Below are 12,411 nucleotides of genomic sequence, written 5' to 3' on the forward strand. Positions count from 1 at the left end.
CCTGGGGATGTCCAAAGCCTACGGCCCCACACCGGGACTGGCAGAAAAGCAAAGCCAGCAGGTCTTCCGGGCGTTGGTTAGGGCGTTGAGCTACCCTGGCCGTCTGGAGAGCTTTCCCGCTCGCTCCCTTCGCCAAGCCTTTCGCCTCATTGGGCTGACGCTGGTGGACGGCAATGTAGGGGTTTGGGCGCCAAGCTGGCTGCTGTTGGATTTGCGTGGGCAGGATCCCCGGCCCGTGGCTTTGGAGGCTGCTGACTTTGTCTTTGCCGAGCAGCTGGAGAGTTTGCCCGCTGGCCCAGACAGCCTTTTGGCTCTCAAAAGAGGCACCCACCTTGAGCCTGAAGCGGGAGCGACCCTTATCCTGGGGGCCCCCTTGGGCCGGGGATCCCCTGTGTTGCTCAGAGGGCCCGGCATAGCTGGGGAGATCCAGTTGGCTGTAGGCTTGCCCTCTCTGTTTTGGCAGCTGCGCTCCCAGATCCTGGCCTACCCGCTGGGAGTGGACATCCTGTTAACTGACGGCCCCCAAGTGGTAGGCTTACCCCGAAGCGTGGAGGTGGGTGGATGGGCTATGTCGTAGCGCGGGGCAGCCAAGAGGCCATTCTCAATGCCGAGGCCCTTTTTCGCGAGCTGTTGTCAGCGACAGAAGCCAAAAGCAGGCGAGGCCGGACAAAGCAGCTGGCTGGGCTGCCCTATCTCCTGGATCATGTGATGGCAGAGGCGGGGCTGTGGGCTCCGGAGCTGGCGGCCACTGCCCTTGTGCAGACAGGGGGGGACCTCTACGAGGCCCTGCTGCTTCTGAGAGCACACCGGACTACTCTCCCTCGCCTAGGGAAAGCCCAGCTGCAGAAAAAGGAAGATCTCCTGCTGGTGCGTCGGCTTTCCTCGGCTTTCAAGAGCATTCCCGGCGGCCAGGTCTTGGGGCCCACCCTAGACTACAGCCTGCGTCTTTTGGGCTTTTCTGAAAGCCCCCCGCTAGAGCCGGCGGCCGTGGCTGCTGCCCAGCACTATCCTTCTGTGCGCAGCTGGCTGAGGGAGCAAGGTCTGCTGGAAGAAGATCCCACGGCAGAGCAGCAAGCCAGTAGCCCTGCTCCAGGGGAAGAGATTCCCGACTTGACGCGGCAGCCACTGCTGTTTCCAGCGCCGCGGGCCCACCGCCTGCAAGCTTTGGCCAGGGGAGATACGGGGGGACTTCTGGCTCTGGCCTACAGCGCCATGCGCGCCTACAACGTCCACACCCACCCAACGGTTGCCGAGTTGGGCGTGGGCTATCTCGAGGTACGCGCCTTTCATCCTGTGCGGGGGGGAAGCTTTCGCCTGGGGCGGATCCGCCTGGTCTTTACTGAGGTGGTGGGACACGGAGAAAAAGGATACCGCTTGGGCTTTGCCGCTAGCCTGGGTTGGAACGAGGGGCGGGCCATCGCTGGCGCCATGCTGGATTTGGAAATGGATCGCCCCAGCCATCCGGCTCGCAGCGAGGAGTTTGTCCTGGTGCATACGGATCCCGTGGAGGCCTCCGGCTTTGCCCTCCACTACAAGCTACCCCACTACGTAACCTTTCTCAGCAACTGGATGAGCCACTTCCAAAAGGAGGCCTCCCTTGAAACCCAAGCATAGCTATGCCTACCTGGATCCGGAGGCCAAGCGAGAAATTCGGCGCAAGGTTCTCAAGGCCCTGGCCATACCGGGCCATCAAGTTCCCTTTGCTAGCCGGGAAATGCCGCTGGCTCGCGGCTGGGGCACAGGGGGATTGCAGCTTACGCTCAGCCTGGTGGGGCCGCAGGACGTGGTGAAGGTCATTGACCAGGGGGCCGATGACTCTGTCAATGCCGCCAACTTGCGCCGCTTCATTGCCCAGGTCAGCGGCGCTCGAACAACCACCGACACGCTGGAGGCCACCCTCATCCAAAGCCGCCACCGCATCCCCGAGGAGCGGCTCCAAGAAGGTCAAATCCTAATCCTGCAAGTTCCCATCCCTGAGCCTCTGCGCTATGTGGAGCCCTCTGACGCCAGGGCGCGGGAGCTACATGCCCTGGGCGACTATAGCCTGCTGTGGGTGGATCTTTTTGAGGAGCACCTACGCCACGGCCGGAGCCGCAAGGGAGCGGCCTACCCAGTTCTGGTCCATGGGCGCTATGGGATGGATCCCAGCCCTATGCCCCGCTGGGATCTGCCCAAGCTGCATCTGGCAGCCCATATCACCCTCTTTGGGGCCGGGCGGGAGAAGCGGCTCTATGCCGTCCCTCCCTACACCCGGGTGGAGCCCTTGGCCTTTGTGGATCGGCCCTTCCAGCCGGAGCCCATTTTGGGATCCTGCCGTCGCAGCGGTTGCCGCCACGTCTTCCTCAACGCCATTCCCCAAGAAGATGGCAGCTTGGCCTATGAAATCTCCGACCAGGGCTATATGGAAAAGCTGCTGGCCGGGAAAACGAGCGGTCCTCTATTTGTGGAGAAAGAGCATGGCTGAGGAGACCCCCCTTCTGGAGCTGGTCAAGGTTTGCAAAGCCTACGGGGATCGCTGGGCGCTTAAGAACGTCAGCCTCAAGCTCTATCCCCAAGAGGTGCTGGGGGTGGTGGGAGCTTCCGGCAGTGGCAAGACTACTCTTCTGAAGATCCTTTACCTTCAGGAGACAGCCCAGGGGGAGTATCGGCTAAACGTGCCGGGTTGGGAGGGACGTAACCTGCTGTTGCTCTCTCGCTACGAGCAGCCTGCGGCGCGGCACTACCTGGCCATGGTCTATCAGGATGCCGCCCAGGCCCTGCGCATGGGCTTTGCGGCCCTGACTAATGTTGCGGAGCCCCTTGTCCTTAGAGGAGAACGGCGGTTTGGAGTGCTGGAAGCGGAGGCGCAGGAGGCTTTGGAGCGAGCCGATTTTCCTTTAGAGCGAGCCGGGGATCCCCCAGCTTCTCTTTCGGGAGGAGAGCGCCAGCGGGTACAGATTGCCAAAGCTTTAGTCCAAAAGCCTCTGGCTGTTCTTTTGGACGAGCCCACCACCGGTTTGGATTTGCTGGTGCAGGCCACCTTTCTGGATACTCTGCGCCGCCTCAAGCGGCAGTTGGGGATGAGCCTCATCCTAGTAAGCCACGATCTCTCGGTCGTGAGGGCTGTGGCGGATCGAATTGTGGTGTTGTACCAGGGGGAGGTAGTGGAGGAGGGATTGGCCGACCAAGTGCTGGAGGATCCTCGCCACCCCTTTACCCAGGATCTGGTTGCCGCAAGACTTTAGGAAGGGCAAGGTGTTGCAGGTCGTTAACTTAGAAAAGCGGTTCTTTCTTCACCGACTGGGGCGAGAGGTTCTGGCCTTCCAGCAGGTGAGCTTTTCCCTGCAAGCCGGAGAGTTTTTGCTGCTGGAGGGCCCCAACGGCTCTGGCAAGTCTTCTCTACTGCGAACCCTCTACCGCAGCTATTGGCCTACGGCAGGACAAGCCCTCCTGCAGACCCCTCTGGGAACGGTGGATCTGGCCCGCTTAGGGGATCGCGAGGTGTTAGCAATCCGCCGCGAGCGCATCGGCTACGTCAGCCAGTTTCTGGATCCCAGGCCCCGCACCACGGCCTTGGAGCTGGTTGCGGAGCCCTTGCTGTGGCAGGGAGTAGCGGAAAACCAAGCGCGACATCGAGCAGCAGAGCTGCTCCTGGAGCTGGGTCTGAAGCCAGAGTTGCTGGAGACTTTTCCAACCAGCTTCTCGGGGGGCGAGAAACAGAAAGTCAACTTGGCTCGCTCTCTCATCCACCCCTATCCGCTGCTGCTTCTGGACGAGCCCACCGCCAGCTTGGATACTGCAGCCAAGTTGGCCTTGCGAGAACGCCTACGAGCCTTGAAGCAGCAGGGAACAGCTATCATTGGCGTTTTTCACTCCTTAGACGATGTGTCGGGTTTGGTTGACAAAACCTATTCCCTAGAGGTGAGGGCAAATGTGGCTAGCAGGGCCTAAGCTAGTTCTCCCCGATGGTGTCCTCCCGGTGGGATCCCTGCGGCTGGAGGGGGAGCGGATTGCCGAGATTCGGCAGGGGCAAGTGGGGGAAGGGATCCCTTTGCGAGGACTTACCCTGGTGCCCGGCGTAGTCGACCTCCATACCGATAGCCTGGAGCCCGAACTGGAGCCGCGCCCAGGGGTACAGCTGGCGGTGGACATGGCCTTGGGGATTTGGGAAAACCGAGCTTTGGCGGCGGGGATTACCACTGCCTTTGTAACTCTGTCCTTTTGGGAAGGCCTGCCTGGCTGGCGCAGCCCAGAAACGGCCTTGGCTATGGCAGAGCAGTTGGTGGCGCTGCGTTCCCAGCTGGCTCTGGACTTGAGGATCCACGCTCGCTATGAACTCTCGCGCCCCTTGGGAGCAGCAGCTGTTCGCCAAGCTCTCAGCCAAGGCTGGGTGGATCTCCTTTCCTTCATGGACCACACCCCCGGCCAAGGCCAATTCCGGACGCCGGAGGACTACATCCGCTACATGGCTCGCCAGCTGGCCCGGCCTTCCGAGGAGGTTGCCGCTAGTTTGGCGGCCAAGGCGGGGGAGGAGACCTTGCAGAGCTTTGCCCAATTGGCTCAGCAAGCGCAAGCTTTGGGGGTACCTTTGGCTTCCCACGACGACGACTGCCCCGCCAAGGTTCAGTTAATGGCCAAGATGGGCCTGAAAATTAGCGAGTTTCCGGTTACCCTAGCAGCAGCTTTGGAAGCGCGGAAACTGGGCCTGCTGGTGGTCATGGGGGCTCCCAATGCCCTGAGGGGATCCTCCCATGTCGGCAATCTCTCCGCTTCGGAGGCTCTACAAGTAGGAGCCCTAGGCGCCTTGGCCACTGACTACTCCCCCGCTTCAGCCTTGAGGGCTGCCTTTGCCTTGGCGGAGAAGCAGCTGCTGGATCTGCCCCAAGCCATAGCTTTGGTCACTCACAACCCTGCCCAGGCGGTTGGTCTGCAGGATCGGGGAGCCCTTCGCCCAGGCCTAAGAGCCGATCTAGTGGTGCTGCGGGAGAAACCCTTCCAGGTTATGGGTGTATTCGTTGCCGGCAGGCCCGTCTTTCTCAGAGATAGCCTCTGTTGGAGGGGGGTCTTCTAGGCTTCCCGCCAAGGCCTAGGTTGGAAGGCGAAGACAAGACTTAGTCCTGCCCGAAGGCAACCCTGGGCAGCATTTTCCGGGTTGGCTTGCGCTCCAGGGACAGGGCAGGCCGTTCTAAGCGCGTATCCACCAGTACCGAGGGAGAGGCCAAGTTAACGCGCTCCAGCAGACGCCGCAGCAGTTGAGCATCGATGATGTCCACCCCTTGGCGGGCTGTCGCCGTTCCGGCCACCAGGGGGGTAGGGGTGGCTGGAAGGGGGGATCCCATCTCACTGCGCTCAGGTGCAGCCAGCACCAATTCCGCCATTGCCTGGGCCAGCTCTTGACCATACACCCCATCAGGGCCCGAAGGGAGTAGATCCAGCCGTCCCTGCTGAGCAGCCAGGTGGCTCAACCCCAGTTGCACCGCCACCACCGCCGCCCCCCGATCCCCCCGCCTCAACGTGCGTTGGCCGGCCAGAATGCTCTTGAGTTGGGCTTTGGCCGCCTCTTGCTCGCTGCCGGGCAAAAGTTGCACTAGCCCTTCCAGCTGATCTCCCTCAGAGCCAGCCTTGGCCTCGGGATGGGGATCCTCCCGCCAAAGGCGAGTCAGGTCGTAGAGCAAGATGGCATGGGGCACAGGACGGCTGGGCTGGTTGGGACCGGCATGGCCGGTGGCGAGGATCTCCCCTTGGTAGACCAGGGAGGTGCTAAAGCCAGAGTCCAGCAGCACGGCTTCCCGGATCCCGGTTTTGGGCAAAATACGGGCCAGGGTGGCGGCGTTGACATGGGTTTTGGTAACTCCGATCACCACCTGATCTTGGTCATCCACACCAAAGAAAGCCCTGGGGCGGAACTCGGCGGCGCTGGAAAGACGGAAAGAATCGATCTCCGTCTGAGAGAGGGCATGACCATCCTTGACCAGCCACAGACCGGCCACAAACAGATCCGTGACATCCGGCATCAACTGGCGGATGTTCTCCAAGTGGGTCATGGTGTCGGGATCAAAGGGCACAAAGCGGATGCGATCCCTGCCCAGCAGCACCAAGGGGCGACCGCGCACCACCTTGTCGTCTTCGGGGCGACCGGGGATGAAGGTCTTGTGGTTGGCAGCCATCACCGGCCCCACCATGACATTGCTGGCAGAGTTGATCCAGGGGATGGAGAAGAAGCTGCCGTTAATGCCAGCATCGGCCTGGTAGCGCTGGACCAACGTCCTGACTTCGTAGCGCCGTTCTGCGTGCACTGTGGCTGCCCGTCCGCCGCGGATGGTGAGCACCCGCACCCCGTCAATGATCTCGTCGGTCAGAGCCAGAGGCTGCGTCACATCCAGCCAGTAGTCGAGGCTGCGGCTGAGGGTGAAGGTGCGGGCGCCAAGAATGGCCTCGGTGAGGCGAAACTGGTTAAAGCGTCGCACCTCCAGCAAGTTGGGCGATTGTCCTGTAAAACCGGGATCCATCGTAAAAGACATCCGGTAACCGGCATCGGCCAGGTATTGCTTCACCCGCTCGTCCCGGTTGCCTTCGGGATAGGCAAAGTAGTGGATGGGGTGGCCCAGCTCCTGCTCCAGCTTGGTCTTGCAGTCAAACACCTCTCGCCGTAGGCGGGCATCGTCTAGCACCCGCAGATCAGGAGGATGGTTGACGGTATGGGCGGCAAAGTCAATCAGCCCGCTGGCATCCATCTCCCGCATCTGATCCCAGGTGAAGTGATCCTTGCTGGTGGGCACGCCGACAAAGCCGGTTTGCACAAAGTAGGTGGCGGGGTAGTTGTACTCCTTCAAAAGGGGGTAGGCGTTCTCGTACAGGCCCAGGTAGGCGTCGTCAAAAGTGAGCAAAATGGCTTTTTCGGGCAAGGGATCCCCGTCCCGCAGGTGTTTGTACAGTTGGTCGATGTGGATGGGGGTCAACCCCGCCTGCTTAATGGCCTCAAAGTGTTGCCGCAGCTCCGCCGCCGTAGTGTCGAACCAGACCTGCTTGCGGCCAGCCACCACATCGTGATACATGATGGCGGGCACATAAGAAAGGCTGGCCAAGGGATCCAAAGCAAAGGGATCCCGCTCCAGTTGGGTCTCTAAGGAGATGGGCAAGCGCTGTTGAGCCGCTTTAGCGTGGGCGCGGGGGGCAGGGATCTCCGCTAGAGGTGGCGAGAGCCCCGGCAGGCGGCTGACCCAGTCGGGATGAGCAGTTGCCCAGGCCACCAGGGCCCCAGCCCCAAATCCCAGCAGGATCACCAGCAAGCTTAAGAAGGGGAGTAACCTCGGTCGAGACTTGACCAGCGGACGTCGAGAGGAAGAGGAAAAGCTCTGTCGTGGAGTGGGCGAGGGGTACGGCTGGGATCCCCTTGCTGACCCAAAGCCTGCATGGCCTTGGGGCATCGACCCTCCCAAGCGCGTCGGCTGTCGTCGAGATGTCATGGCCTCACTCCCCACTCCCAATTGCAAAAGCTCAGCCCTCGCCGGAACGCCTTTTCCTACCCAAAGCCCACCCCCAGGACAGCAGGAAAAGGCAGCCTTCCAGGCAACGGCAAAACCAACGCCAGCCTACCACCCCATCCTCAGGTTGGGGATAGGGGAGAAATCGCCGCATGCTTTCTACAGGGATCCCTCGTTGAAATTGTTTGAACCAGAACGGCCTGGACGGGTGGCCTGAAAGAACCCAGAACCTCCCAGGAAGCCGCCCGCTACTCAAGGGTGCTTAGCAGATTGGACTCGGCAATGCTGACGATCTTGCCTCCCATTTGGGTGATCCGTTTCACTTCTTGGGAAAGGCGGCTGAAGGGCACTTTGTACTCGACAACACTTCTGCGCACACCTCCTCCCACGAGGCCGGATACCTTGATGGCGAAGATTTTATCGCTATTGGGCAGCCCTCCTTCTGAGCTGCTGGCCTGAGCAACCTCTGGTTCTGGAGCCGATGCCACCTGAGGCGCCGTGGCGACGCTCTCCCGCTCCAGGAGTAGCCGCCAGCTGCGGGGATAGGCAGGCGCCAAACGATAGACCACCTTATAGGAGCCGGTTATGTGGTCATCCTCGGCCTCCACCTTCACCACAGTTCCCGCTGGAATGTCCAGCTTGGCCCCCTTAGACATGACTTTAATTCCCGGCCAATTGGTGGGCACATCCGTCAGCAGCTCGACCTCAAAGGCTTGATCCCCCAACAACAACTTGGCCATCTCAACAACTCCGTTTTGCTCAGCACTCAGTGGCGAGAGAGCCGCTCACAGCCACAGCTTTACCGTCAGACATTCTACCGCTGCCAGGTGCCCACCAGAAGCTTCCCGCTGGCATGGGTCAGCTGACGTCCTCCCTTCAACGAATTGAGGGAGATCACTGATGTCCTCCCATTCTAGAATTGGGGTGTTGTAGATTTGTTAAGCAGCTGTAGATTTATTGCGGAGGTAGAGGGAGCGCCATGAACCTGTTGAGCTTGGCCTTGCCGGATCTGTCGGCAGCTTCGGATGGGTTAGCCGCCACCTTGCAGCCCGTAGCCCAGTTTTTTGCCGGCCTTAACTTGCCCCAACCCATTGTGCAATGGGGTCACCCCTTGATGATGGGGATCGTGGTGGTGGTGATGGGCAGCTTTGTCGGCCTGACTGGGTGGCGAGGACGGGCCTTGCGTCTGGCAGCCGCCTCCACAGCGCCAGAGGGATCCCTGCCGGAAGCGGCCCAGAAGCCTCTGCTTGACCACCGCAAATTGGCCCCCTGGATGGCCACCTTCATTGCCTTGGGCTACACTGGCGGCCTTCTTTCTCTGGTGATGCAAGGGAAGCCCCTGTTGAGCAGCCCCCATTTTTGGACGGGATCCCTGGTGTTGCTGTTGTTGGCGGTGAATGGAGCTTTGTCCCTCAGCGGCTTTGGGGGCAACCGCGCTGCTTTGCGCACCACCCATGCCTATGTGGGCAGCCTCATTCTATGTGTACTGTTTGCCCATGCCCTGCTTGGGCTCAAGCTGGGTTTGTCGTTGTGAGTGGCAGTAGGCTTCCCTCTGCCTGGGCAGGAACTAGCGATAAGGCTGCAGGGATTGCAGCAGGTGGAGCACGGTGAAAATGCCGATACCCAGCAGGACGACGGATCCCACCAGGTAGCTGCTGGCATTGGAGCGCTGCTCTTCCAAGAGGGCTTCAGGGGATTTGGGGGCAATCATAAACCTTTCCCCAGAAAGGGGTTTTCGGATCACGGGATCCCCTGCCTCAAAACGCACCTGCCCCATGGTAAACGCCATCGCATCCACCGGAATCACCCATTCCTTATAGATAAAAGCTCGGGTGGAGCGATTTTCTGTTCTCACTCCGGAAAGGTAGCGCTTGAGATTGAAGTTGAACCGGCTGGGCCCTCTTCCTGGAAAAATATGCTCATCCACAACCGACATAGCCTCTATCTCCGCACCTGTGGGATCCACCCTCACCCTTCCAGTTTCGTCTTCGATGAAAAAAGGGATCTGGCGAACCACCGAGTGAAGGGTTTCGTCTCTCGTTCTCGTCTCTCTTTCAAGGAGATATTCCCGACCTGTGCTCGGATCGTAATACACGTTGGCGTAGTGTTTTTGGGGAGAGCTTACTTCGGAAAACGGCGATTTTTGAGGATAGCCTGGAGAGCCAAGCTGCTGGGGGTAGTCGGGGTAACCAGGCTTTTTCTGGAAAGAACCGGAACCGGGGTAGCCAGGGTTGGGCTTTTGTGGAAAAGAATTAGAGTAGTCGGGATCAACCCTTTTCTGAAAAGAACCGGAGTCAGGTTTTTCCCGACCATCTCCCCCGGATAGGATTTTGCTCGGGATCCCAAGCGTAGAGCGTTCTGATATTCGCCTTCGCTGATCCGTTCGCTATACGCTACATCGCCTTGGCTATTCAAATACCTTCGATAGCATTCGATCTCGTCATACTCCCAAGAGATCTCAGACTTGTAGTAGACGCAAGGCTGTCGCGAAAGTTCCGATACCAAAGGCCGATCGCACACAACCCTGCCGTAAACTTGAGCCAAGTTTGCTCCTTTTGCCTGGGGGTTGGTCTGACCGAGATGGCGAAGCTCGGCTATCTTGAGCAACCGAGTTGCAGAGAGCTGTTGAACCAACCTTTGGGAGCGCAAATACTCAACAGTAGAACTTGGTGAGAAATCACCACTTGGCCAAGTCTTTCACGCTAGCGGCGCGGAGCGCTTGGGGGAACGACTGGGGAGATAGGCACCGCCGTCGTGGAGGGGAGACCTGATACAGCTAAGTGCTGTCGCAGAACCAGGAACCAGAATCCTTGCTCTTTGGGGCGGGGGGCATGTCAATCGCGCAACACGTAGCCTACCCCGCGCACCGTCTGGATAAGGCGCTTCTCCCCTGGGCCTTCGATCTTGAGGCGCAAGTAGCGAATATAGACCTCGATGATATTGGAGTCGCCCGTGAAGTCGCAGCCCCACACATGCTCTAAGATCTGTTGGCGGGTGAGCACCTGACGGGGGTGTTCCATCAAGTAGCGCAACAGGTCGTATTCTTTGGCCGTCAGCTCCACCTGTCGCTCTCCCCGGGTTACCTCCCGCGTTACGGGATCCAGGGTCAGGTCCATGAACACCAACTGGCCGTCGCGGGATCGCTTTGGCTGCCGCAAATAGATCCGTATCCGAGCCAGCAGATCCTGAATGCTGAAAGGCTTGACCACGTAGTCATCCGCCCCAGCGTCCAAGCTTGCTGCCCGATCCGCCACCTCATCTCTGGCGGTCATCAGCACCACGGGCACGCGGTTGCCCGTTGAGCGCAGTCGCCGACAAATTTCCAAACCTGAGATGCCGGGCAACATCCAGTCCAACAGCACCAAGTCGGGGTTTTGGTCGCAGGCTGCCCTCAACCCGGCCATGCCATCGCTGGCTACGCTGACTCGATATCCCTCACAGGTCAGCTCCGTTTCCACAAAACGAGCCAGCTTAGCTTCATCTTCGATCACCAGAATGTGGGCAGAAGAGGGTTCAGGCTCTGGCATACGCTCTCTTGCTGAATCCAAGGAAGACGCCGAAAAACTTGCTCATTGCCCCCAAGCATATCTCAACCGTATGGATTGGCAGTCGAGATGAGTAAACTACCCGGCTCCGACCGCTAAGCGGTACGGAGCGGGCTTTCAGTAGCCCTGAGCCTGCTCTGCTTTACCAGAGAACAAAACAGGCCCGAACCTCTAGGCTGGTTTACGACAGCCCCCAAGAGCGCAATTACGTTTGCACCATTCAAGTCCGCATCTCCTTCCCATCCACAGTGCCCACACTTGAACGACTTACCACTGCGATAGGATTGCGCAGGGTCGGGATGGATGTGCAAACACCGGTGGCAGGTCTGCGACGTGTAGGCAGGCGGAACAAGAATCAGAGAAACCCCTGCAACCCTCGCCTTGTATTCCAGAAACTGACGTAGTTGGTAGAACGCCCAACTGTTGGCCCTGCGCCTTTCGGTTTTGCTGCGTGGCTGTTGATTGACCCTTTCCCGGATCCCTGTCAAGTCTTCCAGAGCGATAGCGCTGTTTGTGGCTTTTGCCCTGGAGACAATAGCTTTGGAGATGCGATGATTGACCCACGTTTGAAAGCGTCTTTCCTTGCCAGACAGCCGTTGCAACAGTTCTCTGCATCTGCGCCGCGAACTGCGTGTGCCCTTACTGGCTTTGCGTTGGAGTACCGCCCTCAACCGGGAGTAGCGCTCTCGGACTCTGCTCAACTGCTGTCCATTCCAGTTATCTCCTTCCGATGTATGGGCAATATCTGTCCTTCCCAAGTCCACCCCGATCACCTTGTCGATATCTTGTTGCTTGGGTGGTTTTTTCTCTACGCAAATCTGGATGTAGTAGGAGCCATCTTTGCGCTTGACCAGCGTGGCAGCTTTTGGGTTGGAACCAGCCAGCATCCCACGCTGGTAGTTGCCAATGGCCAGTTCAAAGCGTTCTCTCCCTTCCACCGTGGTCAGCGACACCGTCCAGTCTTTTTGACGGAACGAAAAGATACGGGCGTCGTAGGTAACAAAGCCGCTCTTAAACTCCTTGACGGGACGCTTTTTCTGCTTAGCCACTTTGCGGGAACCCGCTACCCGTCTGCACACCTGTTGAGCCAAGTTACTGGACAAGCCAAACCGGGATCGAATCTCGTAGTAGCAAAGGGATTGGAGTTTGACTGCGTTGACTACTTTTTCTGGTGTGTTTTGGTTGACCCAGTTCAATGCCTGTACAAAGGCATCCATCGTCGCGTCCAATTTGGCGGCTTGCGACGGGGACACCTTGAGCTTGCAGGATATGGTCAGGACTTGGCTCATAAGTTCATTGTACTTCATCAAAGCGCATTCCTCCCGGCAGTGACCCTACGGGTACAGTGCGGGGCTCCTGCGATTTCTAGCTGAATCCGTCCTAGCCTGCAACAGCCTTGTGGA

General features: G+C 59.2%; 12 protein-coding genes. 7 read left to right on the plus strand and 5 right to left on the minus strand.

From position 1 onward, the window contains the following. Positions 1 to 7 precede the first annotated feature (7 nt). From phnH to ACVW0C_RS06550, 6 genes are read left to right on the plus strand one after another with little or no spacing between them, the layout of a single operon-like run. Positions 8 to 577, plus strand: coding sequence for a phosphonate C-P lyase system protein PhnH (phnH, locus tag ACVW0C_RS06525; protein ID WP_457384688.1), 570 nt, complete (start codon positions 8 to 10; stop codon positions 575 to 577). Beyond that, entirely contained in the window at positions 562 to 1,614 is a 1,053-nt protein-coding gene (locus ACVW0C_RS06530) for a carbon-phosphorus lyase complex subunit PhnI (protein WP_457384689.1), read from the plus strand. The genes phnH and ACVW0C_RS06530 overlap by 16 nt, the downstream gene beginning before the upstream one ends. Further along, positions 1,598 to 2,464, plus strand: coding sequence for an alpha-D-ribose 1-methylphosphonate 5-phosphate C-P-lyase PhnJ (locus tag ACVW0C_RS06535; RefSeq protein WP_457384690.1), 867 nt, complete (start codon positions 1,598 to 1,600; stop codon positions 2,462 to 2,464). Before ACVW0C_RS06530 ends, ACVW0C_RS06535 begins: the two co-directional genes overlap by 17 nt. Beyond that, complete coding sequence (locus tag ACVW0C_RS06540; protein WP_011431838.1) at positions 2,457 to 3,224, plus strand: ATP-binding cassette domain-containing protein; 768 nt, start codon at positions 2,457 to 2,459, stop codon at positions 3,222 to 3,224. Before ACVW0C_RS06535 ends, ACVW0C_RS06540 begins: the two co-directional genes overlap by 8 nt. 10 nt (positions 3,225 to 3,234) lie before the next feature. Next, positions 3,235 to 3,930, plus strand: a complete 696-nt coding sequence (locus ACVW0C_RS06545) for an ATP-binding cassette domain-containing protein (RefSeq protein ID WP_011431839.1) — start codon at positions 3,235 to 3,237, stop codon at positions 3,928 to 3,930. Next, positions 3,911 to 5,050, plus strand: a complete 1,140-nt coding sequence (locus tag ACVW0C_RS06550; RefSeq protein ID WP_414342139.1) for an alpha-D-ribose 1-methylphosphonate 5-triphosphate diphosphatase — start codon at positions 3,911 to 3,913, stop codon at positions 5,048 to 5,050. The genes ACVW0C_RS06545 and ACVW0C_RS06550 overlap by 20 nt, the downstream gene beginning before the upstream one ends. 40 nt (positions 5,051 to 5,090) lie before the next feature. Here the strand turns inward: ACVW0C_RS06550 and ACVW0C_RS06555 are convergent, their stop codons facing one another. Next, positions 5,091 to 7,445, minus strand: coding sequence for a polysaccharide deacetylase family protein (locus ACVW0C_RS06555; RefSeq protein ID WP_457384691.1), 2,355 nt, complete (start codon positions 7,443 to 7,445; stop codon positions 5,091 to 5,093). A gap of 266 nt (positions 7,446 to 7,711) precedes the next feature. Continuing rightward, positions 7,712 to 8,203 carry a phycobilisome linker polypeptide gene (locus ACVW0C_RS06560; RefSeq protein ID WP_457384692.1) on the minus strand — a complete coding sequence of 164 codons (492 nt, stop codon included), beginning with the start codon at positions 8,201 to 8,203 and terminating at the stop codon, positions 7,712 to 7,714. Between the two features lie 239 nt (positions 8,204 to 8,442). Here ACVW0C_RS06560 and ACVW0C_RS06565 point away from each other — a divergent pair, with 239 nt between their 5' ends. Further along, positions 8,443 to 8,997 (plus strand): DUF4079 domain-containing protein, encoded by a 555-nt coding sequence (locus tag ACVW0C_RS06565; protein ID WP_011431843.1) that lies wholly within the window; start codon positions 8,443 to 8,445, stop codon positions 8,995 to 8,997. A 33-nt stretch (positions 8,998 to 9,030) separates the two neighbouring features. Here the strand turns inward: ACVW0C_RS06565 and ACVW0C_RS06570 are convergent, their stop codons facing one another. The 3 genes from ACVW0C_RS06570 to ACVW0C_RS06580 all read right to left on the minus strand — a co-directional run bounded on the left by ACVW0C_RS06570 (position 9,031) and on the right by ACVW0C_RS06580 (position 12,297). Beyond that, complete coding sequence (locus ACVW0C_RS06570) at positions 9,031 to 9,558, minus strand: E3 ubiquitin ligase family protein (RefSeq protein WP_457384693.1); 528 nt, start codon at positions 9,556 to 9,558, stop codon at positions 9,031 to 9,033. Between the two features lie 739 nt (positions 9,559 to 10,297). Beyond that, positions 10,298 to 10,990, minus strand: coding sequence for a response regulator transcription factor (locus tag ACVW0C_RS06575; RefSeq protein ID WP_414422318.1), 693 nt, complete (start codon positions 10,988 to 10,990; stop codon positions 10,298 to 10,300). A 113-nt stretch (positions 10,991 to 11,103) separates the two neighbouring features. Next, positions 11,104 to 12,297 carry an RNA-guided endonuclease InsQ/TnpB family protein gene (locus tag ACVW0C_RS06580; protein WP_457384714.1) on the minus strand — a complete coding sequence of 398 codons (1,194 nt, stop codon included), beginning with the start codon at positions 12,295 to 12,297 and terminating at the stop codon, positions 11,104 to 11,106. Positions 12,298 to 12,411 lie beyond the last annotated feature (114 nt).

It is taken from the genome of Thermostichus sp. OS-CIW-26 (genome assembly GCF_054058395.1).

What these genes read in the sequence shown, in the direction of transcription:
- phnH (WP_457384688.1), top strand. Translation starts at nt 8, where the DNA reads ATGTCCAAAGCCTACGGCCCCACACCGGGACTGGCAGAAAAGCAAAGC.
- ACVW0C_RS06530 (WP_457384689.1), top strand. Translation starts at nt 562, where the DNA reads ATGGGCTATGTCGTAGCGCGGGGCAGCCAAGAGGCCATTCTCAATGCC.
- ACVW0C_RS06540 (WP_011431838.1), top strand. Translation starts at nt 2,457, where the DNA reads ATGGCTGAGGAGACCCCCCTTCTGGAGCTGGTCAAGGTTTGCAAAGCC.
- ACVW0C_RS06550 (WP_414342139.1), top strand. Translation starts at nt 3,911, where the DNA reads ATGTGGCTAGCAGGGCCTAAGCTAGTTCTCCCCGATGGTGTCCTCCCG.
- ACVW0C_RS06555 (WP_457384691.1), bottom strand. Translation starts at nt 7,445, where the DNA reads ATGACATCTCGACGACAGCCGACGCGCTTGGGAGGGTCGATGCCCCAA.
- ACVW0C_RS06560 (WP_457384692.1), bottom strand. Translation starts at nt 8,203, where the DNA reads ATGGCCAAGTTGTTGTTGGGGGATCAAGCCTTTGAGGTCGAGCTGCTG.
- ACVW0C_RS06565 (WP_011431843.1), top strand. Translation starts at nt 8,443, where the DNA reads ATGAACCTGTTGAGCTTGGCCTTGCCGGATCTGTCGGCAGCTTCGGAT.
- ACVW0C_RS06575 (WP_414422318.1), bottom strand. Translation starts at nt 10,990, where the DNA reads ATGCCAGAGCCTGAACCCTCTTCTGCCCACATTCTGGTGATCGAAGAT.
- ACVW0C_RS06580 (WP_457384714.1), bottom strand. Translation starts at nt 12,297, where the DNA reads ATGAGCCAAGTCCTGACCATATCCTGCAAGCTCAAGGTGTCCCCGTCG.